Origin of the sequence: Zhengella sedimenti, assembly GCF_046506625.1 — a bacterium.
GTDB lineage: Bacteria > Pseudomonadota > Alphaproteobacteria > Rhizobiales > Rhizobiaceae > Zhengella > Zhengella sedimenti.
Genome location: NZ_JBKFFP010000003.1, coordinates 134346 through 156904, shown reverse-complemented (window position 1 = coordinate 156904; position 22559 = coordinate 134346). Strand labels below are relative to the sequence as shown.

The 22559-nt window shown below is 64.8% G+C and carries 23 protein-coding genes; 7 read left to right on the top strand and 16 right to left on the bottom strand.

The genetic code is table 11. The features are described from left to right. Positions 1-15 precede the first annotated feature (15 nt). The 3 genes from ACLB6G_RS10175 to ACLB6G_RS10165 are packed head-to-tail and all read left to right on the top strand — an operon-like array spanning position 16 to position 2338. Positions 16-519: a MaoC family dehydratase gene (locus ACLB6G_RS10175; RefSeq protein WP_410356059.1), complete on the top strand. Its 504-nt coding sequence runs from the start codon at positions 16-18 to the stop codon at positions 517-519. Continuing rightward, positions 516-1556 (top strand): phosphotransferase family protein, encoded by a 1041-nt coding sequence (locus tag ACLB6G_RS10170; protein WP_410356058.1) that lies wholly within the window; start codon positions 516-518, stop codon positions 1554-1556. Before ACLB6G_RS10175 ends, ACLB6G_RS10170 begins: the two co-directional genes overlap by 4 nt. 5 nt (positions 1557-1561) lie before the next feature. After that, entirely contained in the window at positions 1562-2338 is a 777-nt protein-coding gene (locus ACLB6G_RS10165) for an SDR family NAD(P)-dependent oxidoreductase (RefSeq protein ID WP_410356057.1), read from the top strand. 286 nt (positions 2339-2624) lie between these two features. Here the strand turns inward: ACLB6G_RS10165 and ACLB6G_RS10160 are convergent, their stop codons facing one another. From ACLB6G_RS10160 to ACLB6G_RS10135, 6 genes are all read right to left on the bottom strand, one after another. Further along, entirely contained in the window at positions 2625-2885 is a 261-nt protein-coding gene (locus ACLB6G_RS10160; protein ID WP_410356056.1) for a hypothetical protein, read from the bottom strand. Positions 2886-2965: 80 nt separating this feature from the next. Continuing rightward, the gene (locus ACLB6G_RS10155) at positions 2966-3529 is read right to left on the bottom strand and encodes a sarcosine oxidase subunit gamma (protein ID WP_410356055.1); all 564 of its coding nucleotides are present in this window, start codon (positions 3527-3529) and stop codon (positions 2966-2968) included. Then, positions 3522-6500, bottom strand: a complete 2979-nt coding sequence (locus ACLB6G_RS10150) for a sarcosine oxidase subunit alpha (RefSeq protein ID WP_410356054.1) — start codon at positions 6498-6500, stop codon at positions 3522-3524. Before ACLB6G_RS10150 ends, ACLB6G_RS10155 begins: the two co-directional genes overlap by 8 nt. Next, positions 6497-6799 carry a sarcosine oxidase subunit delta gene (locus ACLB6G_RS10145; protein ID WP_410356053.1) on the bottom strand — a complete coding sequence of 101 codons (303 nt, stop codon included), beginning with the start codon at positions 6797-6799 and terminating at the stop codon, positions 6497-6499. The genes ACLB6G_RS10150 and ACLB6G_RS10145 overlap by 4 nt, the downstream gene beginning before the upstream one ends. Positions 6800-6814: 15 nt before the next feature. After that, positions 6815-7231: a hypothetical protein gene (locus tag ACLB6G_RS10140; protein WP_410356052.1), complete on the bottom strand. Its 417-nt coding sequence runs from the start codon at positions 7229-7231 to the stop codon at positions 6815-6817. A gap of 21 nt (positions 7232-7252) precedes the next feature. Further along, positions 7253-8506, bottom strand: a complete 1254-nt coding sequence (locus ACLB6G_RS10135) for a sarcosine oxidase subunit beta family protein (RefSeq protein WP_410356051.1) — start codon at positions 8504-8506, stop codon at positions 7253-7255. A 324-nt stretch (positions 8507-8830) separates the two neighbouring features. Between ACLB6G_RS10135 and rpsU the strand changes: the two genes are divergently transcribed. The 3 genes from rpsU to ACLB6G_RS10120 all read left to right on the top strand — a co-directional run bounded on the left by rpsU (position 8831) and on the right by ACLB6G_RS10120 (position 10659). Further along, positions 8831-9055: a 30S ribosomal protein S21 gene (gene rpsU / locus ACLB6G_RS10130; RefSeq protein ID WP_410356050.1), complete on the top strand. Its 225-nt coding sequence runs from the start codon at positions 8831-8833 to the stop codon at positions 9053-9055. Between the two features lie 157 nt (positions 9056-9212). After that, on the top strand, positions 9213-10061 hold the full coding sequence (locus ACLB6G_RS10125) for a tetratricopeptide repeat protein (RefSeq protein ID WP_410356421.1): 849 nt from the start codon (positions 9213-9215) through the stop codon (positions 10059-10061). 109 nt (positions 10062-10170) lie between these two features. Continuing rightward, entirely contained in the window at positions 10171-10659 is a 489-nt protein-coding gene (locus ACLB6G_RS10120; RefSeq protein ID WP_410356049.1) for a DUF992 domain-containing protein, read from the top strand. A gap of 116 nt (positions 10660-10775) precedes the next feature. On the opposite strand, the gene ACLB6G_RS10115 is transcribed toward ACLB6G_RS10120, so the two are convergent. The 4 genes from ACLB6G_RS10115 to ACLB6G_RS10100 form a co-directional block, all read right to left on the bottom strand. Continuing rightward, entirely contained in the window at positions 10776-12176 is a 1401-nt protein-coding gene (locus ACLB6G_RS10115) for an NAD(P)(+) transhydrogenase (Re/Si-specific) subunit beta (RefSeq protein WP_410356048.1), read from the bottom strand. An 11-nt stretch (positions 12177-12187) separates the two neighbouring features. Continuing rightward, complete coding sequence (locus ACLB6G_RS10110) at positions 12188-12616, bottom strand: proton-translocating transhydrogenase family protein (protein WP_410356047.1); 429 nt, start codon at positions 12614-12616, stop codon at positions 12188-12190. Continuing rightward, positions 12616-13806 carry a Re/Si-specific NAD(P)(+) transhydrogenase subunit alpha gene (locus tag ACLB6G_RS10105; protein WP_410356046.1) on the bottom strand — a complete coding sequence of 397 codons (1191 nt, stop codon included), beginning with the start codon at positions 13804-13806 and terminating at the stop codon, positions 12616-12618. Before ACLB6G_RS10105 ends, ACLB6G_RS10110 begins: the two co-directional genes overlap by 1 nt. 100 nt (positions 13807-13906) lie before the next feature. Continuing rightward, positions 13907-14134 carry an aa3-type cytochrome c oxidase subunit IV gene (locus tag ACLB6G_RS10100; protein ID WP_410356045.1) on the bottom strand — a complete coding sequence of 76 codons (228 nt, stop codon included), beginning with the start codon at positions 14132-14134 and terminating at the stop codon, positions 13907-13909. Positions 14135-14254: 120 nt separating this feature from the next. Between ACLB6G_RS10100 and ACLB6G_RS10095 the strand changes: the two genes are divergently transcribed. Then, positions 14255-14968, top strand: a complete 714-nt coding sequence (locus tag ACLB6G_RS10095; RefSeq protein ID WP_410356044.1) for an HAD family hydrolase — start codon at positions 14255-14257, stop codon at positions 14966-14968. Positions 14969-15043: 75 nt separating this feature from the next. On the opposite strand, the gene ACLB6G_RS10090 is transcribed toward ACLB6G_RS10095, so the two are convergent. The 6 genes from ACLB6G_RS10090 to ACLB6G_RS10065 all read right to left on the bottom strand — a co-directional run bounded on the left by ACLB6G_RS10090 (position 15044) and on the right by ACLB6G_RS10065 (position 22373). Continuing rightward, the gene (locus ACLB6G_RS10090) at positions 15044-15877 is read right to left on the bottom strand and encodes an ABC transporter ATP-binding protein (protein ID WP_410356043.1); all 834 of its coding nucleotides are present in this window, start codon (positions 15875-15877) and stop codon (positions 15044-15046) included. A gap of 180 nt (positions 15878-16057) precedes the next feature. Beyond that, complete coding sequence (locus ACLB6G_RS10085; protein ID WP_410356042.1) at positions 16058-17350, bottom strand: ABC transporter substrate-binding protein; 1293 nt, start codon at positions 17348-17350, stop codon at positions 16058-16060. 78 nt (positions 17351-17428) lie between these two features. Continuing rightward, a complete protein-coding gene (locus ACLB6G_RS10080; protein ID WP_410356041.1) occupies positions 17429-18523 on the bottom strand; it encodes a branched-chain amino acid ABC transporter permease in 1095 nt (364 codons plus the stop codon). A 6-nt stretch (positions 18524-18529) separates the two neighbouring features. Next, complete coding sequence (locus tag ACLB6G_RS10075) at positions 18530-19531, bottom strand: branched-chain amino acid ABC transporter permease (RefSeq protein ID WP_410356040.1); 1002 nt, start codon at positions 19529-19531, stop codon at positions 18530-18532. Positions 19532-19545: 14 nt separating this feature from the next. Then, positions 19546-20346 carry an ABC transporter ATP-binding protein gene (locus ACLB6G_RS10070; protein ID WP_410356420.1) on the bottom strand — a complete coding sequence of 267 codons (801 nt, stop codon included), beginning with the start codon at positions 20344-20346 and terminating at the stop codon, positions 19546-19548. Positions 20347-20393: 47 nt separating this feature from the next. Beyond that, on the bottom strand, positions 20394-22373 hold the full coding sequence (locus ACLB6G_RS10065; protein ID WP_410356039.1) for an AMP-binding protein: 1980 nt from the start codon (positions 22371-22373) through the stop codon (positions 20394-20396). Positions 22374-22559 lie beyond the last annotated feature (186 nt).

Sequence of the window (22559 nt, the reverse complement as noted above, 5' to 3'; positions counted from 1 at the left end):
CGAAGGAAAACCGGCATGAACGACCCGACAGACCAGAGCGGCAGGCCGCCGGCCACGCTTGACGACCTGCGCGGCGTGGTCGGCAAGGAGATCGGCATATCGCCCTGGCACGAGATCACCCAAGGCATGATCGACGCCTTCGCCGACGTGACGAAGGATCACAACTTCATCCATGTCGATCCGGAACGCGCCGCCGAAACGCCGTTCGGCGGAACCATCGCCCACGGGTTTCTTACCCTGTCCATGCTCTCCGTCTTCGCCTACCAGGCGCTCGCGCGGCTGGAGGGCAGGAAGATGGGCGTCAATTTCGGCTTCGAGAAGGTGCGCTTCGTCAACCCGGTGCCGGCTGGCAAGCGCATTCGCGGCCGCTTCACCCTCGACCACCTGAAGATCCGTCCCTCCGGCTATGTCGAGATGACCTATGGCGTGACCGTCGAGATCGAGGGCGTCGTCAAGCCGGCCCTGACGGCGGAATGGAAGACCATCGCCATCATGGAAGAAGGAGTGGTCAACGCATGAGCGATCCCAACGCCATCGACGACACCCGTCTCGCCCCCTGGCTGGAAGCCCATGTCGAGGGATTCTCGGGCCTGCGCTCGGTCACAAAGTTTTCCGCCGGCCAGTCCAACCCGACCTACCGTGTCGATGCGGCCAGCGGCAGCTACGTCCTGCGCGCCAAGCCGCCCGGCGAACTGCTGAAGTCGGCCCACCAGGTGGACCGCGAATTCCGTGTCATGGCAGCGCTTGCGAAAACCGGCGTGCCCGTGCCGCGCGTCTTCGCCCTGTCCGGCGAAGGCGGGGAAAGCCCCATCGGCCGCATGTTCTACGTCATGGAATTCCTTGACGGGCGCATCTTCTGGGACCCCGCGCTCGCCGAACTGCCCTCAAACGAGGAACGCGCCGGTATCTACGACGCCATGAACCGCACGCTGGCGGCCCTCCATTCGGTCGATGTGGATGCTGTCGGCCTGTCGGATTTCGGCAGGCCGGGCTCCTATTTCGAGCGCCAGCTTTCCCGCTGGACCAAGCAGTACCGGGCCTCGGAGACCGAAACCCTGCCCGACATGGACGGGCTGATCGCCTGGCTGGAAGCCAACACGCCGCCCGATGACGGCACGGTCAGCCTCGTCCACGGCGACTACCGGCTCGACAACATGATGTTCGCCAAGGACCGCCCGGACGTCATCGCGCTGCTCGACTGGGAATTGTCGACCTTGGGCCATCCCTTCGCCGATCTCGCCTACCAGTGCATGCAATGGCGCCTGCCGCACGATTCCGGGTTCAAGGGCCTGGGCGGCGTCGACCGCCATGCCATAGGCCTGCCGACCGAGGAGGAATATGTCGCAAGCTATTGCGCGCGGCGGGGCCTTTCGGGCATTCCCGGCTGGGGCTTCTACATCGCCTTCTCCTTCTTCCGGCTCGGCGCGATCCTGCAGGGCGTCTACAAGCGCTCGCTGGACGGCAATGCGTCCAATCCGGAAAAGGCGAAGCTCTATGGCCAGGCAGTGCCGCTGCTGGCACGGCTCGCCGTGGCCGGCATTCACAGGGAAGGATGAGGAAAATGGCGCGGTTCGACGGACTGACGGTCATCGTGACCGGCGCGACGGGCGGCTTCGGCAAGCGCGCCGCCGAGCGCTTCCACGCGGAGGGCGCCAACCTCGTGCTCTCCGATCTCGCCACCGATCCGGGCGATGCCTTCGCCGCCCTCGATCCCGCGCGCCATGTCTACGAGGCAGGCGACATCGCCGCCGAGGAGACGAGCGCGCGCCTCGTCGCGCTGGCAAGGGAGCGTTTTGGCGGCCCGGATATCGCCTTCAACAATGCCGGCATCGCCCAGGGCTTCACGCCCCTGCCCGCCATCGACAGCGCGCTTGCCCGGCGCATCGTGGACATCGACCTGATGGGTGTCTTCTACGCCATGAAACACCAGATCCCGGCCATGGTGGAACGCGCCAAGGCAACCGGGCGTGGTTGCGCCATCCTCAACACGTCGTCGCTGGCCGGCGTGGCGGGCGCGCCGCAACTGGCCATCTACTCGGCGGCCAAGCATGGTGTGGTCGGCCTCACCCGATCGGCGGCGGCCGAATATGCCCGCAAGGGCATCCGCGTGAACGCGCTATGCCCGGCCTTCGCGCGCACCGACATGGTGCTCGGCGGCCTGCGCGACACGTCGCAGAGCATGGAAGAAGGCATTGCCCACATCGTGCGGGGCGTACCGATGCGGCGCCTGGGGGAAATCGACGAGGTGATGGAAGCTGTGCTGTTTGCCTGCGACCCGGCGAACGGCTTCATGACCGGACAGACGCTCACCATCGATGGCGGCGTTTCCGCGGTCTGATCAGCCGGGCCTCGCGGCTGTCAGGAAAGGCTGGGGTTGAACCGCGGGATTTGCATTCCCGACCCAGGGGCTTGCAGGCAGGCTGCGCTCGCAAGGCCGTGCCGCCGTCAGCTTGTCCAGCAGCGATTGCGGCATGGGCCACCGCGGATCCGGGGGATTGTACCCTGTCTGTATCCGGTTCATCGGCGCCTCCTTCCTCAAGGGAAGGACATCGCCTTTTCGTGGTGAAATTATGGTTAACAAAAGGTGAGTATCGTCAAACGCTTGAATGAGGATCGGACGGATTTCAGTCATCCTCCGCCTCTTTTTCGCCCTTCTTGCGGAACTCGCCGGGCGCGCCGGTGGTCGTGGTCTGCGACACCGAAACCGGGTCGGAAGCCGGAAAGGTATCGTCCAGGCCCTCGTCGAGTTCGTCGTCCAGGCCCTCGCGGTCCTTGTCCTCGGACGGATCGTAGGACTTTCCGCCGCCCATGCACAGCTTGGCCAGGAATCCCTCGGGAGCGGGCCAGCGGGTCTGCGGCATCAGGTCGAACAGTTCGCGTTCCATGAGGTGTCTCCTGTCTGCTTCCGATGGTGAAACGCGGATGCAGGGCCAGGGGTTCCCTCGTCTTCAGAGCATGGCAATGCTCAGGTCAGGACGGCATCCTCCGCGCCTTCCTTCAGAAGGCCGAAGACATAGGGCGCGAAGGAACGCCAGCATTCCAGGTGCCATTGCGTCTCCGATTGCCGCCACAGTACCACTTCCGCCTTGCCGAAAACGGTGCGGCTGGCCGCGCCTGCCAGAAAGGCCGGAAGACGCAAATCCTGCGGACAGGCGCAGGCAAGCGTGTCGGCGGCGCCCGGTCCGGAAATCGCGAAGCCGGTATTGCGATGCGAGACGTCGACGGCGCTGAACACGCCGTCGGCACCGCTGACCGCTGCCATCAGGTCGGCGCCGCTGCTGTCGATCAGCAGCCATTCATCCGGGCCGAGCCACAGCGCTGTCCGCTCGCCATTGCCGGCGGTCTGCTTTGGCCGCTGCGGCAGGTCCAGTCCGAGGGCCTTCGACAGGGCGGGCAAGGTATCGGCGCCGGCGCGCAGGCTGAGCCGTGCCATGGGCGCGACCGCCTTTACCGTCACCGCGGCATTGGCCATCGCCGCGCCCGCCATGGGCTCGCGCCGGTCGGCTTTCACGATTGCTGTCTCAGCCATGGAGACGCTCTCCCTTCGGATCGAAAAACACCGGTTCGGTGACCGTGACCGCGATGGTGCGGTCCGGCATCGGCACATGCAGCGTCTCGCCCATGCGCGCCCGTCCGCCCGCCACCAGCGCCAGGGCGATGGACCGGCCGCAATTTTCCGACCAGTAGGACGAGGTGACATGACCGATCATGGTCATCGGCACCGCCTGGTTCGGATCGGCGACGATTTGCGCGCCCTCTTCCAGCACGGTGGCGGGATCGCTCGTGAGAAGCCCGACAAGCTGCTTGCGGCCTTCGGCCACCAGGTCGGGGCGCTTCAGCCCCCGGATGCCGACGAAATCGGGCTTCTTCTTCGACACCGCCCAGCCATAGCCCGCATCAAAGGGCGTCACCGTGCCGTCGGTGTCCTGCCCGACGATGATGTAGCCCTTCTCCGCGCGCAGCACGTGCATGGTTTCCGTGCCATAGGGGCAGGCACCGAGTTCCGCACCCCGCGCCTCGATGATCTCCCAGACCGAGCGGCCATAGTCCGCCGGCACGTTGATCTCGAAGCCCGTCTCGCCGGTGAACGACACGCGGAACAGCCGCGCCGGCACGCCGCAGACCTCGCATTCGGCCATCGACATGTGTGGCAGCGCGTCCGCCGAGATGTCGGCGCCGGAAACGAAGGGCGCGACGATCTCGCGTGCCTTCGGCCCCTGGACGGCGATGACGGCCCATTGCTCGGTCACCGAGGTCAGCCACACCTTCAGGTGCGGAAACTCCGTTTGCAGGTAGTCTTCCATGTGATGCAACACGCGCGGCGCGCCGCCCGTCGTGGTGGTCACGTGGAACCGGTCCTCCGCGACGCGGCCCACGACACCGTCGTCATAGACGAAGCCGTCTTCCCGGCACATGATGCCATAGCGCAGCTTGCCGACGCCAAGCTTGCTCATCGGGTTGGTGTACATCAGGTCCATGAAGGCGCCGGCATCCGGTCCCACCACCTCGATCTTGCCCAGCGTCGAGGCATCGAAAAGGCCGGCCGTCTCGCGCACCGTGCGGCACTCGCGGTTGACCGCCGCATGCATGTCCTCGCCGCCCTGCGGGAAGAAGCGGGCCCGCTTCCAGTTGCCGACATCCTCGAAAACCGCGCCATGCTCCTGCGCCCAGCCGTCGATCGGCGTGCGCCGGGTGACGTCGAACAGGTCGCCGCGCCCGTGGTTGACGATGGTGCCGAAGGTCACCGGCGTGAACGGCTGGCGGAACGTCGTCAGGCCCACGTCCGGGATGGGACGGCCGAGCGAATCGGCGGCAATGGCAAGGCCGTGCATGTTGGACAGCTTGCCCTGGTCGGTAGCCATGCCGTTGGTCGTGAAGCGCTTGACGTGCTCGATGGAATGCATCCCCTCGCGCACCGCCTGGCGGATATCCTTGGCGGTCACGTCGTTCTGGTAGTCGACGAAGGCCTTGCCCTTGATCTCCCCGGCATCGCCGGCAAGCCCGCCGGCAAAGCTCTCGCTGGCCTCGACATGGACAACGGGGGCTTCGCCGTCCGCATGACCTGCGGCGGCCGCTGCGGCCCTGCCCGCCTCCAGCGCTTCGGCAATGCCGTCGGCAAGGTCGTCGGTGCCGTTGCCCGCACCCACCGTCACGCAATCCTGCACCGGGTCACCGGGCAGGAAGCGTTGCGTTGCCTCGTCCCAGACTACCTTGCCGCGCGATTGCGAATAGAGATGGACCGAGGGCGTCCAGCCGCCGGACATGATCAGCGCATCGACGGCGAAGGAGCGTTCCTGACCGCCGTCGCGATGTGCCACCGCGATGGAGGCAATGCGCAACCGGCCCCGCGCCTGCACGACCCGGTGCCCGGTCAGCAGCTTGATGCCGAGATCCTGCGCCTCGCGCACCAGCGCTTCCGGAACGTCGTGTCGCCAGTCGACGATGACCGGCACGGCCACGCCGGCCCGCGCCAGGTCGAAAGCCGCCCCATAGGCCGAATCGCAGGCGGTATGGACGCCGACCTTGCGGCCCGCCGCGACACCGTAGTGGTTGAGATAGGTGCGCGCCGCGCCCGCGAACATCACGCCGGGCAGGTCGTTGCCGCCGAAGACGAGTTGCCGCTCGATCGCGCCCGTCGCCAGCACGACGCGTGCGGCACGAACCTGCCAGAGCCGTTCGCGCGGCAATCCCTTGCCGTCCGCCAGGTGATCCGTCACCCGCTCGGCCAGCGCCACGAAATTCTGCGTGTGATAGCCGAATGCCGTGGTGCGCGTCAGAACGCGCACATTGTCCATGGCTTTCAGCTTCGCTGCGGTTTCCTGCGCCCAGTCCCAGCCGGACCGGCCGTCGATGCGCGCACCGCTTTCATGGCGCATGGCGCCGCCGCATTGCGCCTGCTCGTCGCACAGGATCACCGAGGCCCCGGCCTTGGCCGCCGCCAGCGCCGCCGCCAGCCCCACGGCGCCGCCGCCCACGACCAGGACGTCGCAATGGACATTGCGGTTCGCATAGTGATCCGGGTCCGGTTCGTTCGGCGCGGTGCCGAGACCGGCCGCTTGCCGGATAAAGGGCTCATAGATCTTCTTCCAGGCGGCCTTCGGCCACATGAATGTCTTGTAGTAGAAGCCCGCCGAGAAGAAGGGCGCGCCGAGGCTGTTGACGGCCCCGACATCGAAGGCCAGCGACGGCCAGCGGTTCTGCGACCGCGCGACCAGCCCGTCATGGACTTCCTGCACCGTCGCGCGCACGTTCGGCGTGTGCCGTGCCGCGCTGTTGGTCACGCCGATGAGGGCATTCGGCTCCTCCGAGCCGGCGGTGAGAATGCCGCGCGGCCGGTGATACTTGTAGGAGCGGCCCGCCAGGTGAACCCCGTTGGCGAGCAGCGCGGACGCCACCGTGTCGCCTTCGAGCCCGTCATAGGCCTTGCCGTCGAAGAAGAAGCGCAGGCCGCGCGACGGGGACAGCCGGCCCTTGCCGGCAATGCGGAAGCTCTGGCTCATGCCTTGTCTCCCCGGCCGGTGCCGAGATCGGGCTTCGGTTCGCCAGCCTTGTAGGTCATGAGGAACTTGTCGGAGACCGTGTCACGCGCCGCGTTGAAGAAGCGCCCGCAGCCATGGATATGCCTCCATCGCTCGAAGGTGATCCCGCGCGGATTGTCACGCAGGAAGAAGAAGGCCTCGAATTCCTCGTCCGAAATCTCCGCGATATTGGCCGGGCGCGCGATATGCGCCTCGCCGGCGCCGCGGAACTCCAGTTCCGGACGTTCCTCTTCGCAATAGGGACAGCGGATCAGCAGCATGGCAGGCTCTTTTTCCTAGAGGTCGCCGCGCGGCACGTCGGTTCCGCGGGGCTGGTCGCAAAGGCGTTTGGCGGTATCGGCCAGCGGGGCGACCCGCCGCACCAGTTCCGCGGGATTGTCGATGCGCACGAAAGCATCCCGCATCATCAGGTAGAAGGTGAGCATTTCCACCGGGTCGCCCGACAGGGGCACCCCGGGCGCGTCGTCCGGAATGACGCCGGCGTCATCGCGCGGCACGAAATAGCCCTGGCGCCGCCCGGTCACGAAGGCGCAGGCCAGCATGCCGCGCGCGCTCACGAAGGGCCAGTCGGTCTCGCCGGGTTGCCGCTCGATTTCCTGAAGCCGGAAATCCTCCTGGGACGGCATGGCAAACAGGTCACGCTCATCGCTTGCGGGCACGATTGCCGCCGAGGCTGCGATTGAAAACGCCATGGCCATAGCCGCCCCCATGGCTCAGTGCGCCACGGCCGCCGCCGCGGCTTCGTCGATCAGCCGGCCGGTGCGGAAACGCTCCAGCGTATAGGCGGCATTGATCCGGTGCGGCTCGTCGCGCGCGATGGTGTGCGCGAACACATGCCCCGAGCCCGGCGTGGCCTTGAAGCCGCCCGTGCCCCAGCCGCAATTGACATAGAGGCCCTTGACCGGCGTCTTCGCCAGGATCGGCGAGCGGTCTGGCGTCACGTCCACGATGCCGCCCCAGGAGCGCAGCATCTTCATGCGGCTGAAGATCGGGAACATCTCGCAGATGGCTTCCAGCGTGTGGCTGAGGATGTGCAGCCCGCCGGTCTGCGAATAGGACGTGTACTGGTCGGTGCCCGCGCCGATGACCAGTTCGCCCTTGTCGGACTGGGAGATGTAGGCATGCACCGTGTTCGACATCACCACGCAGGGGAAGGCCGGCTTGACCGGCTCGGACACCAGCGCCTGCAGCGGGAAGCTTTCGAGCGGCATGCGCAGCCCGGCCATTTCCATGATCGGCGTGGTGTTGCCGGCAGCAACGACGCCCACCTTCCTGGCGCCGATGAAGCCGCGCGTCGTCTCCACGCCCTCCACCGCGCCATCGGCGGACCGGCGGATGCCGGTCACCGCGCAATTCTGGATGACATGCACGCCGCGCGCCGCCGCAGCGCGCGCATAGCCCCAGGCCACGGCGTCATGACGGGCCGTGCCGCCGCGCCTTTGCAGTGCCGCGCCCACCACCGGGTAACGCGCTGTCGCCGAAATGTTGAGCGGCGGGCAGAAAGCCTTGGCTTCTGCCGGCGTCAGCCATTCATTGTCGACGCCGTTGAGCCGGTTGGCATGGATGTGACGCTTGAACACCTGCTCGTCATGGACGTTGTGCGCCAGCATCATCACGCCGCGCGCCGAATACATCACGTTGTAGTTCAGGTCCTGCGACAGGTTTTCCCACAGCTTCACCGCGTGATCGTAGAGACCCGCCGATTCGTCGTAGAGATAGTTGGAACGGATGATCGTGGTGTTGCGGCCGGTATTGCCGCCGCCAAGCCAGCCCTTGTCCAGCACGGCGACATTGGTGATGCCATGCTCCCTGGCCAGGTAGTAGGCCGTCGCCAGCCCGTGGCCGCCCGCACCGACGATCACCACGTCATAGGCCGCGCGCGGTTCCGGCGAGTCCCACTGCTTTTCCCAGCCCTTGTGGCTGCGCAGCGCCTCGCGCGCAATGGCGAAAGCGGAATATTTGCGCATGTCTCGGCCCCGTCACCTGTTCCCTGTCACGACAGTTTCGAGGGTATCACTAGCGGCCGCGGCCGCAAGCCGATGCTCTGTTTGCGACCACGCGTGACGTGTTGGCGTGAGCGGCAACCCGTCGCATGTCCCTTTGGAGGCCGCTCCCGGACGGCAGAGCCTTGGGCGCCGCAAAGGCCTTCGCTTTTTTGCAGGCACCTCTCGACAAACAGGGTGGCTTTTGCTATGGAGCGCTCCAAATCGCGGGGAGCAGTCTCTCCACGAGCAGGCCGTCGTTCACCGGACGGCCCGCTTCCAGACAACAGACCAGGACAGGATCGACACGTGCAGGTACTCGTACGCGACAACAACGTTGACCAGGCGCTCCGCGCTCTCAAGAAGAAAATGCAGCGTGAAGGCATCTTCCGCGAGATGAAGATGCGTGGTCACTACGAGAAGCCGTCCGAGAAGCGCGCCCGCGAAAAGGCCGAAGCCGTCCGCCGCGCCCGCAAGCTGGCTCGCAAGCGTGCCCAGCGCGAGGGTCTGCTCGGCGGTCGCACCGGTCGCTGATCCCGCCGTTTTTTTGTCCATTTCCGGACGTACCGCAGGTGGCGGCGATTTATCGCCTCCACCTTTTTTGTTGATCGGGCCGTCCCGCCGCCAAGTGCGGGAACGCGCCACAGCCGGACGGGGATCCGGAAGGGGTAGTTCGACCGTGTATAGCAGACTGTCCTCCTGGAGCGGCCAGTTCGCCCCACGCCCGACCGGCTTCGCGGTTGCGATTGCCCTTGTTCTCGCGCTGCCGCTTCTGGCCGGCTGCAACACGACCGCACCGATCGAATCGACGAATTTCGACAAGGCCCAGGGGTCCGAGGAAAACATCGCCTCCCTGACAGCGGTGATCGAGCGCAGTCCGCGCGACCCGGAAGCCTACAACGTACGCGGCTCCGCCTATGGCCGCGCCGGCCGTTACCAGGAGGCGCTGCAGGACTTCAACACGGCCATCGGTCTGAACGGCAGTTTCTACCAGGCCTATGCCAACCGGGGTCTTATCCACCGGCTCCAGGGCGACCACGCGAAAGCGCAGGCCGATTATTCCCGCGCCCTGCAGATCAATCCGAATTATGACGTCGCCTATATCGGACGCGGCAATCTCTATCGCAAGATGGGCCGCGATCTGGATGCGTTCCGTGATTTCGAAAGCGCGATCCAGCTCGATACCACCGACCCGCGCGCCTATCACAATCGCGGCCTCATCTACCAGTCGCGCGGCCAGCATGCCTATGCCATCGAGGACTTCTCGACCGCCATATCGCTATCCGGCGACGCCGCCGAACCCTATAACGGCCGCGGCATCTCCTACATGGCGCTTGGCGACGACGAAAACGCCTTCGCGGACTTCAACCTTGCCATCAAGCTCGATGACAGGAAGGCCGAAAGCTGGGCCAACCAGGCCCTGGTCTACGAAAAGCGCGGCGACATGAAGAAGGCCCGCGCCTCCTATTCGCGCGCCGCGGCGCTCGACCCCAATTACGGCCCTGCCCGCGCCGGCCTGGAACGCACGCGCGGAAGCTGACGCGGGGACCGGCCGGACACGGCAACAAACCGTGATCCGGGCTGCCGGGAACCTGTTGCCCTGATGCGGTGTTTCTCCCGTCGATACCTTTCGGCACAGGAGAAAGACCATGCGTATATCATCCATTCTCGCGGCAACCGCCATTGCAACGGCGCTTCTGCTCGCCGCCATCACGCCCGGGACGGCCCAGACGGTCGAAGCCGGGTCCCTCGACTGCCGGGTGGAAGGCGGCGCCGGCTTCGTCTTCGGTTCGACCAAGAACCTGGTCTGCGATTTCACCCCTGTTGACGGAGCGGTGGAAACCTATGCCGGCACCATCAGCAAATATGGCATCGACATCGGCGTGACGGGAACGGCCCTGATGAAGTGGCTGGTGCTTGCGCCCTCTTCCGCGACGCCGCTCGAACCCGGCGCGCTGGCCGGGACCTATGTCGGCGCCAGTGCGGAAGCGTCCGCGGCCGCCGGGGCCGGCGCATCGGTCCTCGTCGGCGGCTTTGACAAGTCGATCAACCTTCAGCCCGTATCCGTCCAGGTCCAGGAAGGCGTGAACATCGCAGCCGGGATCGCGGAACTGGAAATCCGGCCGGTCGCGCGCTGACGCGCTCTTGCGCCCGTCGCCCAGAGCCGGCGTCCGGCTAGCAACGAAAAAAGCCCCCGCTGCGGTTGTCAGCGGGGGCCTTGCTTTCGCGGCCGTCTGCGCGAAGCGCGGCGGCGTTACTCGTCCATCGCCTTGACGATCTCTTCCGTCATCTTCTTTGCGTCGCCCAGCAGCATCATCGTGCCATCCTTGTAGAACAGCGTGTTGTCGATGCCGGCATAGCCGGAGCCGAGCGAACGCTTGACGAAAAGGCAGGTCTTGGCCTTGTCAACGTCGAGGATCGGCATGCCGTAGATGGGCGAGGTCTTGTCGTCACGCGCCGACGGGTTGGTCACGTCATTGGCGCCGATGACATAGGCCACGTCGGCCTGCGCGAACTCGGAATTGATGTCTTCCAGTTCGAACACCTCGTCATAGGGCACATTGGCTTCCGCCAGCAGCACGTTCATGTGGCCGGGCATGCGCCCCGCCACCGGGTGGATGGCGTATTTCACCTCCACGCCATGCTCCTTCAGCTTGTCGGCCATCTCGCGCAGCGCATGTTGTGCCTGTGCGACCGCCATGCCGTAGCCCGGCACGATGATGACCTTGGACGCGTTCATCATCAGGAAGGCCGCGTCGTCGGCCGAGCCCTGCTTGACCGTCCGGTCGATGCCGTCATCCGCGCCGCCGCCGGCCGTCTCGCCGCCGAAGCCGCCGAGGATGACCGAGATGAAGGACCGGTTCATGCCCTTGCACATGATGTAGGACAGGATCGCGCCCGACGAGCCGACCAGCGCGCCGGTAATGATCAGCGCCATGTTGCCGAGCGTGAAGCCGATTCCCGCGGCCGCCCAGCCCGAATAGGAGTTGAGCATGGACACGACCACCGGCATGTCGGCGCCGCCGATCGGGATGATGATCAGGATGCCGAGCGCCAGCGACAGCAGCACGATCAGCCAGAACACCGTGTGGCTCTCGGTCATCACCAGCATGGCGATGAGCACGACCAGCGCCACGAAGATGGCGATGTTGATGGCATGGCGCATGGGCAGCATGATCGGCTTGCCCGACATGCGTCCGTCCAGCTTGGCAAAGGCGATCAGCGACCCGGTGAAGGTGATGGCGCCGATGGCCACGCCAAGGCTCATCTCGACCAGCGCCTGCCCGTGGATTTCACCCACCGCGCCGATGCCGAAGCTTTCCGGCGAATAGAGCGCGGCCGCGGCCACCATGACGGCGGCGAGGCCGACGAGGCTGTGAAAGGCGGCGACGAGCTGGGGCATCGCCGTCATCGGAATGCGCTGGGCGATATAGGCGCCCACGCCGCCGCCGATGGCGAGGCCGAGCACGATCAGGCCGAGGCCGCCAGCCGACGGCGTGGCGAGCGCCAGCGTCGTCAGGATGGCGATGCCCATGCCGGTCATGCCGTAGATGTTGCCCTGCCGGCTCGTCGTCGGATGCGAAAGCCCGCGCAGCGCCAGGATGAACAGGACGCCGGATACGAGATAGAGAAATGCTGCCAGATTGACACTCATCGGTCAGGTCCTCACTTCTCTTTCTTCTTGTACATGGCCAGCATGCGCTGGGTGACGAGGAACCCGCCAAAGATGTTCACGGAGGCAAGGACGAGGGCGATGAAGCCGAAGCCGGTCGCCATGCCCGAGGCCGATATGCCCACCGCCAGCAGCGCGCCCACCACGATCACCGAGGAGATCGCGTTGGTCACCGCCATGAGCGGCGTGTGCAGGGCCGGCGTCACCGACCAGACGACATAGTAGCCGACAAAGATCGCCAGCACGAAGATCGAGAACTGGAATACGAAGGGGTCGATCCCGCCGGTTACGGTATGGGCAGCGGCTGCGGCGTCGGCCACACCGTTGCGGACGTCGACCTGGAAGGACGTGGCAGCCTGTCGCACCGCCTGAACCGCCTGCTCAAGCTGGTCGAGGCTGTCGTTGAGTTTTTCGGCGGACATCACGCCTCTCCCTTCTTGTTCGCGGCGTCATCGGCCACGAGGATTTCCTTTGGCGCCTCTTTCGGCGCGAAGGCCGGATGCACGACGGCACCCCCGTGCGTCAGCAGCGTCGCCTTGACCAGTTCGTCGTCGCGGTTGATCGAGACCTCGCCGGTTTCCTTGTTCACCATGGTTTCAAGGAAGGCATAGAGGTTTTTCGAATAGAGCAGCGACGCCGAGGCCGCGATGCGCCCGGCCATGTTGAGATGGCCGACGATCTTCACGCCGTCGACATCCACGACCTCGCCGGCCTTGGCGCCCTCGACATTGCCGCCGCGTTCCACGGCCAGGTCGACGATCACCGACCCCGGCTTCATCGATTTCACCATGTCGGCGGAGATCAGCCGCGGCGCCGGCCGGCCCGGAATGAGCGCCGTCGTGATGACGATGTCCTGCTTGGCAATGTGCTCGGCCACCAGCGCCGCCTGCTTGGCCTGGTATTCCTTCGACATTTCCTTGGCATAGCCGCCGGCGGTTTCGGCAGCCTTGAACTCCTCGTCCTCCACGGCAATGAACTTGCCGCCCAGCGAGGCGACCTGTTCCTTGGCAGCCGGGCGCACGTCCGTCGCGGTGACCGCGGCACCCAGGCGCTTGGCCGTGGCGATGGCCTGGAGGCCGGCGACGCCCGCGCCCATCACGAAGACCTTGGCGGCCGGCACGGTGCCGGCGGCGGTCATCATCATCGGCATGGCGCGGTCGAATTCCGCCGCGGCGTCGATCACCGCCTGGTATCCGGCGAGGTTCGCCTGGGAGGACAGGATGTCCATCACCTGCGCGCGCGTGATGCGCGGCATGAACTCCATGGCGAAGGCCGACAGGCCGGCTTGCGCCATGGCGTTCACCGAGTCCTCGTGCCCGAACGGGTCCATGGCCGCGATGACCAGCGCACCCGCCTTGTAGGTCTTGGTTTCCTTGGCGTCCGGCCGGCGGACCTTGAGCACGACATCGGCCTTTCCAGCCGACGAGGCCGTGCCGAGCGTTGCGCCCGCCTTTTCGTATTCGGCGTCGGTGATCCGCGACTTCAGCCCCGCGCCTTTCTGGACGACCACATCGAGGCCCAGCCCCTTGAGGCGCTTGACGGTCTCCGGCGACGCCGCCACGCGCGATTCCGCGCTGTCGGACTCAACCGGAATGAAAACTGTGTGAGCCACCCTCAGCTCCTCCCCAGGGGGACGGACTACATGACTGGGCCCGCGCCATGTCCCCCAAGGTCGCGGCGCAGGTGCTCCGGCCTCACGGCCACGGCGTGCCTTACTTCAGAAGATACACGCCGAGTGCGAAGACGATCACGTAAAGGATGACCGACGAGATGAAGCCGGCCGTCGTGAAGAAGCCGAAAGCCATGGCAATCAGCAGCGCCACGCAGGCGATCGTGCCGTATTTTGCCAGGGCGAGGAACAGGGAATAAGTCTTTTCGTGCTCGGCGTAGTCCATCTCCGCGCCCATTTCCACAGGACCCGTCGGCGTATTGTCGGCCATCGTATCAACCCCTTCCGAAATCTGTTTTTATTGCCCTTAGCGAATCCTGCCCCCAAGGGCAATGGCATCAATGGCGCTTGGGCGTTCCAGATTGCCACACCGTGATTGGAAGAGGTGAAAATGCCGCACCTGGACGCGATCGGTTTCGATGCCGATGACACTTTGTGGCACAATGAACGTTTCTATCGGCTGACCCAGGAACGCTTTGCCGGCATCCTCGCGGATCATGTTTCCCCCGAACGCCTGTCCGAGCGCCTGCTCGCGGCCGAGCGGAGAAACCTTGCCCGCTACGGATACGGCATCAAGGGATTCACGCTCTCCATGATCGAGACGGCGCTGGAAGTGACGGACAATTCGGTTTCCGGCGCCGAGATCCGCCTGATTCTCGATGCGGCGCGGGAGATGCATGAACACCCTGTCGAGCCGCTGCCCCATGCCCGCGCGGCGCTGACGGCCCTTGCCGGAAAGCATCGCCTCGTGCTCATCACGAAGGGCGACCTGTTCGACCAGGAGCGGAAACTCGCCGCCTCCGGCCTCGGTGATTTCTTCGATGCCGTGGAAATCGTGTCGGAAAAGACAAGCCGGACCTATCGCGACCTTTTCCGCCGCCACGGGACCGGCGCCGGCAATGCGCTGATGGTAGGCAACTCGCTGAAATCGGACATTCTCCCGGCCCTGGAGGCCGGAAGCTGGGCCGTTCATGTTCCCCATGAACTGACCTGGGAACTGGAGCATGCGCCCGCGCCCGTCGATCACCCCCGCTTTCGCGAGATCGCGCATCTGGGCGATCTTCCCGCGCTCATCGACGCGATCGGGAACGGCGCCGGATGCTGAAGCATCGGCCGGCCGCCAACGAAAAGGGCCGCCCGATGGCAGCCCCTTGATGATTTTCTGAAAAACGGTCCAGCCTCAGGCCAGCCAGCGCTTGCGCCGCTTGTAGTGCTTGACCTCGCGGAAGGAGCGGCGCCCCTCGCCGCCAATGCCGAGATAGAATTCCTTGACGTCGTCGTTCTCGCGCAGGGCCGAGGCCTCGCCATCGAGCACGATTCGGCCGGATTCCAGGATGTAGCCGTATTTGGCGTAGCGCAGCGCGACGTTCGTGTTCTGCTCCGCCAGCAGGAAGGACACGCCCTCCTCCTCGTTGAGCTTCTTCACGATCTCGAAAATCTCCTCGACAAGCTGCGGCGCCAGGCCCATCGACGGCTCGTCCAGAAGGATCATGCTCGGCCGGCTCATCAGCGCCCGCCCGATGGCGCACATCTGCTGCTCGCCGCCCGACGTGTAGCCCGCCTGGCTTCCCCGCCGCTCCCGCAAGCGCGGGAAATAGTCATAGACCATCTCCAGGTCGCGCTTCACATTGGCGTTTCCGTCCTTGCGGGTGAAGGCGCCCGTCAGCAGGTTTTCCTCGATCGTCAGGTGCCCGAAACAATGGCGGCCCTCCATCACCTGGATGCAGCCGCGGCGCACAAGGTCGTTCGGCGACAGGTTGTGCACCACCTCGTTGTTGAAGGAGATGGATCCTTTCGTCACCTCGCCGCGCTCGCCATGCAGCAGGTTGGAGATGGCTTTCAGCGTTGTCGTCTTGCCGGCGCCGTTGGCGCCGAGCAGGGCCGTGATGCCGCCCTTGGGAACCGAGAGCGACACGCCCTTCAGGACGAGGATCACGTGATTGTAGATCACCTCGATATTGTTGACCTGCAAGAGCGTTTCGGCCGTGTTCGTGGCCCTTGCCGCTTCCGCCATGCGAAATCCTCCCGATCACCGGCTCCCGGCCGTCACTAGGGCAATTCCGGCGAAACCGGGAACCGGTTCCGCGTCCGGAATTGCAGGAAAAATGAGACAGAGCACCCGAGCGGGTCAGGACATGCTCCGGATCCCCGGCGCGGACACGGGTCCCGCGCCGGAGTGGTTGTCAGGTCCGCGTCACTCGCAGCTGCGCGGCTCGATGTTGTTCTCCTTGGCATAGGCCTCGGAGTCTTCCTTGATCAGCGCGTCGATGACTTCCCGGTCGGCCGGGCCGAAATCGCTGATCAGCTTCCACGTCTTGGCCTCTGCATCCCACTGGGCGATGGCGCCCAGGCCCGGGCCGCCATGGTCGGCGCAGCTCACATTGATCTCCGGACCGAAGCCCGGCAGGCCGAGTTCCGTCATGCGCGCCTGGTCGAGCTTCAGGGCCTCCATGCCGTCACGCATCATCTCGCCGTTGATCTGCTTGGTATTGTGGATGCCCATCGCCGTGCGCGCTGCCTCGACGGCCAGCATGGCGGCATAGAGGCCGCGGTTGTAAAGCGCGGTGCCGACATTGGTGCCGTCGCCGGCTGCCTTGCCGGCGTCCGTGACATACTTCTTGATGTCGGCGAAGACCGGGTAGTTGGCGTCGACGCCGTGGAAGGTCACGTGCTTGTAGCCATTGGCGCCCGGACCGGCGGGCAGCACGTCATTTTCCGAACCCGACCACCAGATGCCGATGAAGCGGTCCATCGGGTAACGGATGTTGACGGCTTCCTGGATGGCCACCTGGTTCATCACGCCCCAGCCCCACATCAGCGTGTAGTCGGGACGGTCGCGGCGGATCTGCAGCCAGGTCGCCTTCTGCTCCTGGCCCGGATGGTCGACCGGGTAGAGCGACAGCGTATAGCCGTGTTTCTTGCCGAGTTCCTCCAGGGTGCGGATCGGCTCCTTTCCATAGGCCGAATTGTGGTAGACGAGCGCGATCTTCTTGCCGTTGATGTCGCCGCCGTTCTCCGCAAGGATGTGGTTGATGATGATCGAGGCACCATCCCAGTAGGTCGCCGGATAGTTGAAAATGTAGGGGAAGATCGCGCCATTGGCTGCCGAGGTGCGCCCGTAGCCCATGGAGTGGACCGGGATATTGTCGGCAGTCGCCTTGGGGATCAGCTGGTAGGTGATGCCCGTGGACAGCGGCTGGTAGATGAGCGCGCCTTCGCCCTTGGTGGACTCGTAGCACTCCACGCCTTTTTCCGTGTTGTAGCCGGTCTCGCACTCGATCATGCGGATCTTTTCGCCCTCGACGCCACCGTCGCGCTCGTTGACGAGCGTCAGGTAGTCGGCATAGCCGTCGGCAAAGGGAATGCCGTTCGGCGCATAGGGGCCGGTCCGGTAGGACAGGGCCGGGAACACCAGTTCGGCCATGGCCGGAGCCGTTCCCATGACGGCCACCATCGCCGCCGTTGCAAGTATTGTCTTCAGTCTCATGAATGTTCCTCCCATTTGTGAGACGATCCGAAGGGATGCACCCGGCCGCTGCGCGGCCGGTTGCGTGCAGTCTATCCCCTAATAGGGGAATGGCCAGAGCCTGAGTTTCTCCTTGGTCAGGCGCCAGAGTTGCGCCAGGCCGTGCGGCTCGACGATCAGCAGGAAGATGATCAGCCCGCCGACGATCATGATCTGGAAATGCTCCACGGTGGCGGTCGGCCAGCCAAGGCCGTCGCGCATCACCACGGTCAGGAAGATCGGGAAGAGCACGATGAAGCCGGCTCCGAGGAAGGCGCCGAGAATGGAACCCAGCCCGCCGATGATGACCATGAACAGCGCATCGAAGGACTTGTCGATGCCGAAGGCTTCCGTCACTTCCGCAGCACCCAGATAGACGGCGAAGAACATCGCGCCCCCCATGCCGATGTAGAAGGACGAGACGGCGAAGGCCGAGAGCTTGGCGTTGAGCGGCGAGACCCCCATGATCTCGGCGGCGATGTCCATGTCGCGCATGGCCATCCAGGAGCGCCCGATGCGCCCGCGCGTCAGGTTTCGCGCCACCCAGGCAAAGATGAACAGCAGCGTCAGCGCCAGCAGGTAGGTCGCCCAGGGCGCCGAGTTCGGCCCCGTCACCGCCACGCCCAGGATGGTGCGCTCCGGCGCCGTGATCTGGCCCGAGGCCGAATAGTTGTAGAACCAGGAGAACTTGTTGAACATCCACACCAGGAAGAACTGTGCGGCCAGTGTCGCCACCGCCAGGTAGAACCCCTTGATGCGCAGCGACGGCAGGCCGAACAGGACGCCGACCCCGGCCGTCACCGCGCCCGACAGCACGATGCAGATGATGATGTTGAGGTCCGGAAAGGCGGTCATGAGCTTGTAGCAGGCAAAGGCGCCCACAGCCATGAACCCGCCGGTGCCAAGCGACACCTGGCCGCAATAGCCCGTCAGGATGTTGAGCCCCAGCGCGATCATCGACCACACCAGGAATGGCAGCAGGATGGCCTTCACCCAGTAGGTGGAGCCTTCCGGATAGGCGCCCAGCAGGAGCGGCATGGCGATGAAGGCAAAGGCCATGGCCGCCCAGAAGAGCACGCGTTCCGACTTGATCGGGAAGGTCTGCTGGTCGGCGGCGTAGGTCGACTTGAAATCGCCGGCTTCACGGTAAAGCATTGTTCGTCACACCCTCTCGATGATCTTTTCGCCGAACAGCCCCTGCGGACGGAACAGCAGGAACACCAGCGCCACCACATAGGCGAACCAGTTCTCGATCGCCCCGCCGACGAGCGGTCCGATGTAGAGTTCGGCCAGCTTCTCGCCGACGCCGATGATCAGCCCGCCGACGATGGCGCCCGGGATGGAGGTGAAGCCGCCCAGGATGAGCACCGGCAGCGCCTTGAGCGCGATGAGCGACAGCGAGAACTGCACGCCCGATTTCGAGCCCCACATGATGCCGGCGACCAGGGCCACGAAGCCCGCGATCGACCAGACGATGACCCAGATGCTGCGCAGCGAGATGCCCACCGACTGCGCTGCCTGATGGTCGTCGGCCACCGCGCGAAGCGCGCGGCCCGTTCGCGTGTATTGTGAGAACAAGGTCAGCGCGACCACGAGGATGACGGCGATCACGGCGGCATAGACATCGAGCACGTCGATATACATGCCGAAATAGTCGGAGCCCTCGGTTGCCCATTCGCGCGTCACGTCCTCCCACCAGAAGGACCCGCCCGACGGGATGCCGACATCCAGCGTCTTGACGTCCGAGCCCCACATCAGGTCGCCGAAACCTTCCAGGAAGTAGGCAAGCCCGATGGTCGCCATGAACAGGATGATCGGCTCCTGGTTGACGAGATGCTTGAGCACGAGCTTCTCGAAGAGCCAGGCGAAGGCCACCATGACGACGAGCGTTCCGGCAATGGCGACGACAGCCGGCAGTTCCCAGCCGAAATGGTGCAGTTCGGTGCCGAAGATGGCGTTGATGAGATGGGCGAACGGCACCTGCCCGGTCTGCAGGCCGACCAGTGTCAGCGCCGCGAACAGCGCCATGACGCCCTGGGCGAAGTTGAAGATGCCGGAGGCCTTGAAGATCAGCACGAAGCCGAGCGCGACGAGCGAATACATCACGCCGGCCATCAGGCCGTTGAGCACCGTTTCGATGAAGTAGAGAAATTCTGGTGACATGGTTCTCCCCCGCCTCAGTCGTGCGAAACGCCGAGATAGGCGTCGATGACATCCTGGTTCCTGGAAACCTCGTCGGGCGCACCGTCACCGATCTTGCGGCCGTAGTCCAGCACCACGACCCGGTCGGAAATGTCCATGACGACGCCCATGTCGTGCTCGATGAGCGCGATCGTGGTGCCGAACTGGTCGTTCACGTCGAGGATGAAGCGGCTCATGTCCTCCTTCTCCTCCAGGTTCATGCCCGCCATGGGCTCGTCCAGCAGCAGCAGCGCGGGCTCGGCCGCCAGGGCGCGGCCCAGTTCCACCCGCTTCTGCAGGCCGTAGGGGAGACGGCCGACCGGCGTCTTGCGGATATGCTGGATCTCCAGGAAGTCGATGATGTGCTCCACCGCCTCGCGATGCTCCAGATCCTCCTTCATCGCCGGCCCGTGCCACAGCGCCTGCCAGAAGATGTTGCGTTTCTGCAGGGTGATCCGCCCGGTCATGATGTTGTCGAGCGTCGACATGCCCTTGAACAGCGCGATGTTCTGGAACGTTCGCGAGATGCCCTGGCGCGCGGCTTCGGTGGAACGCATCTGCGAGCGTTTCTGTCCGCGATAGGTGATCGTGCCTTCCTGCGGATGGTAGAAGCCGTTGATGACGTTGAGCATCGAGGTCTTGCCAGCACCGTTCGGGCCGATGATCGCGCGGATCTCGCCCTTGCGGATGTCGAAGGAAATGTTGGTGATCGCCTTCACGCCGCCGAAGGACAGCGACACGTTTTCCACTTCGAGCAGCACCTCGCCCTTGGCGATGCCGTCCTGGTGGGCGGTCATGCGGAACCGTTCCGAAGCCCTCAGGTCGGCGGTTTTCAGCGGTGCGTTCATTCCGCTGCCTCCTTGTGCGTCTGTGCCGCGTTCACGGGAAAGGTCTTCGCGTCGCGGATCTGGACCGTCGCGCGGATCTTGCCCTTGCGCCCGTCCTCGTAGGTCACTTCCGTCTCGACATATTTCTCCGTCGAGCCGTCATAGAGCGCCTCGATGAGTTCTCCGTAGCGCTCGGCGATGAAGGAACGGCGCACCTTCTGCGTGCGCGTCAGTTCGCCGTCGTCGGCGTCCAGTTCCTTGTGCAGCACGAGGAAGCGGCTGATCTGGGCGCCGGCCATCATCTCGACCTCGGCCAGCTTGCGGTTGGTTTCCGCCACATGCTCGGCCATCATCTCGTAGACCTTGGGGTGGCCTGCCAGTTCCTGGTAGGAGGCGTAGGAGATGTTGTTGCGCTCCGCCCAGTTGCCGACCGCCGTCAGGTCAATGTTCAGGAACACGCCCACCTTGTCGCGCCCGTGCCCGAAGGCGACCGCTTCCTTGATGTTGGGGAAGAACTTGAGCGAGTTCTCGATGAACTTCGGCGCGAACAGCGCGCCGGTCGTCAGCCGGCCGACATCCTTGGCGCGGTCGATGATCTTGAGCTGTCCGTCCTTGTCGAAGAACCCGGCATCGCCGGTCTTGACGTAGCCGTCCTCGGTCAGCGTCTCCGCCGTCTTTTCCTCTTCCTTGAAATAGCCCGAGAACATGCCCGGCGAACGGAACTGCACTTCGCCATCCTCGGCAATCCGGATATCGACATTCGGCGCCGCGGGTCCGACCGCGTCGGCGCGCACATCCGCATCCTTCTGGCAGGTGACATAGAGGAAGGCCTCGGTCTGCCCGTAAAGCTGCTTCAGGTTGATGCCGAGCGAACGGAAGAAGGAGAACAGGTCCGGACCGATCGCCTCGCCGGCGGTATAGGCCACGCGGATGTTGGAAAATCCGAGCGTGTTCTTGAGCGGCCCGTAGACGAGCAGGTTGCCCAGCCAGTATTTGAGCTTGCCGGAGAACGGAACCGGCCGCCCCTCCAGCAGGTCCTCGCCATACGCCTTGGCGACGTCGATGAAGTAATGGAACAGCCGCCGCTTGAGCGCTCCGGCATCCTCCATGCGGATCATCACCGAAGTCAGCAGCCCCTCGAACACGCGCGGCGGCGCGAAGTAGAAGCTCGGTCCGATTTCCTTGAGGTCCTGCGGAACCGTTTCCGGGCTTTCCGGGCAGGCCATGCAGAAGCCGGAAACATAGCCCTGCGCATAATTGAGATAGTGGTCGCCGACCCATGCCAGCGGCAGGTAGGCCAGCACCTCGTCACGCTCGGAGAGCCTGTCGAAGGCCACCGTGTCCTGCGCCGCCCTGACCGCCGAGACGGCCTTGAGCATCACGCCCTTGGAGCGTCCGGTCGTGCCCGACGTGTAGAGGATGATGGACAGATCCTCTCCGGAGGCGCCATTGATGCCCTCCTCCCACGCCTTGCCCAGCGAGGGATCCTCCTTCAGCCGCGACCGTCCGAGCGTCTGCACGGCCTCGAAGGCATGCATGTGGTCGTGGTCGTAGTCCCGCAGGCCCCGCGGTTCGTCATAGACGACCTGTTCGAGCATCGGGATCTTCTCGCGGAAGGAGAGGATCTTGTCGACCTGTTCCTGGTCCTGCACGACGGCGAAGCGCACACCGGCATGGTCCAGCACATAGGCCATTTCCTCCGCCACGGCATCGGCATAGACGGGCACGGGCACGGCCTGCAGCGATTGGGCCGCCGCAAACGACCAGTAAAGGCGCGGCCGGTTGGAGCCGACGATGGCGATCTTGTCTCCCGCCACCACGCCCATGGCCTGAAGGCCGAGCGCCAGCGCGCGCACCTCGTCGAGTTGCTCCGCCCAGGTCCAGCTTTGCCAGATGCCCAGGTCCTTGTGACGCATGGCAGGACGGTTTGCGAACCGCTTCGCGTTGAGAAGCAGGTATTTGGGAAACGTGTCCAAAGACGCGTGATGCTGCGTCAAAGCGGCCTCCTCCTTGCCGATCTGCCCCTCTTGCAAGAAAGGCAGTGTTTCTCCCGTGGTCGCCCGTCCTTTCCGGACAGGACTTTTTATGTGCCGCTGAAAATTTCACGAAAACAGCCCGCTGGCAACTTTCCGGTTGACAGACAAAGGTCGTAGTGATGCTTTACAGGCCGCAAAGCGTGCGGC

Bases quoted from the DNA above. Each gene is read 5' to 3' on its own strand.
- ACLB6G_RS10175 (WP_410356059.1), top strand. From the start codon at position 16: ATGAACGACCCGACAGACCAGAGCGGCAGGCCGCCGGCCACGCTTGAC.
- ACLB6G_RS10170 (WP_410356058.1), top strand. From the start codon at position 516: ATGAGCGATCCCAACGCCATCGACGACACCCGTCTCGCCCCCTGGCTG.
- ACLB6G_RS10165 (WP_410356057.1), top strand. From the start codon at position 1,562: ATGGCGCGGTTCGACGGACTGACGGTCATCGTGACCGGCGCGACGGGC.
- ACLB6G_RS10160 (WP_410356056.1), bottom strand. From the start codon at position 2,885: ATGGAACGCGAACTGTTCGACCTGATGCCGCAGACCCGCTGGCCCGCT.
- ACLB6G_RS10155 (WP_410356055.1), bottom strand. From the start codon at position 3,529: ATGGCTGAGACAGCAATCGTGAAAGCCGACCGGCGCGAGCCCATGGCG.
- ACLB6G_RS10150 (WP_410356054.1), bottom strand. From the start codon at position 6,500: ATGAGCCAGAGCTTCCGCATTGCCGGCAAGGGCCGGCTGTCCCCGTCG.
- ACLB6G_RS10145 (WP_410356053.1), bottom strand. From the start codon at position 6,799: ATGCTGCTGATCCGCTGTCCCTATTGCGAAGAGGAACGTCCGGAACTG.
- ACLB6G_RS10140 (WP_410356052.1), bottom strand. From the start codon at position 7,231: ATGGCGTTTTCAATCGCAGCCTCGGCGGCAATCGTGCCCGCAAGCGAT.
- ACLB6G_RS10135 (WP_410356051.1), bottom strand. From the start codon at position 8,506: ATGCGCAAATATTCCGCTTTCGCCATTGCGCGCGAGGCGCTGCGCAGC.
- ACLB6G_RS10120 (WP_410356049.1), top strand. From the start codon at position 10,171: ATGCGTATATCATCCATTCTCGCGGCAACCGCCATTGCAACGGCGCTT.
- ACLB6G_RS10115 (WP_410356048.1), bottom strand. From the start codon at position 12,176: ATGAGTGTCAATCTGGCAGCATTTCTCTATCTCGTATCCGGCGTCCTG.
- ACLB6G_RS10110 (WP_410356047.1), bottom strand. From the start codon at position 12,616: ATGTCCGCCGAAAAACTCAACGACAGCCTCGACCAGCTTGAGCAGGCG.
- ACLB6G_RS10100 (WP_410356045.1), bottom strand. From the start codon at position 14,134: ATGGCCGACAATACGCCGACGGGTCCTGTGGAAATGGGCGCGGAGATG.
- ACLB6G_RS10095 (WP_410356044.1), top strand. From the start codon at position 14,255: ATGCCGCACCTGGACGCGATCGGTTTCGATGCCGATGACACTTTGTGG.
- ACLB6G_RS10090 (WP_410356043.1), bottom strand. From the start codon at position 15,877: ATGGCGGAAGCGGCAAGGGCCACGAACACGGCCGAAACGCTCTTGCAG.
- ACLB6G_RS10085 (WP_410356042.1), bottom strand. From the start codon at position 17,350: ATGAGACTGAAGACAATACTTGCAACGGCGGCGATGGTGGCCGTCATG.
- ACLB6G_RS10080 (WP_410356041.1), bottom strand. From the start codon at position 18,523: ATGCTTTACCGTGAAGCCGGCGATTTCAAGTCGACCTACGCCGCCGAC.
- ACLB6G_RS10075 (WP_410356040.1), bottom strand. From the start codon at position 19,531: ATGTCACCAGAATTTCTCTACTTCATCGAAACGGTGCTCAACGGCCTG.
- ACLB6G_RS10070 (WP_410356420.1), bottom strand. From the start codon at position 20,346: ATGACCGCCCACCAGGACGGCATCGCCAAGGGCGAGGTGCTGCTCGAA.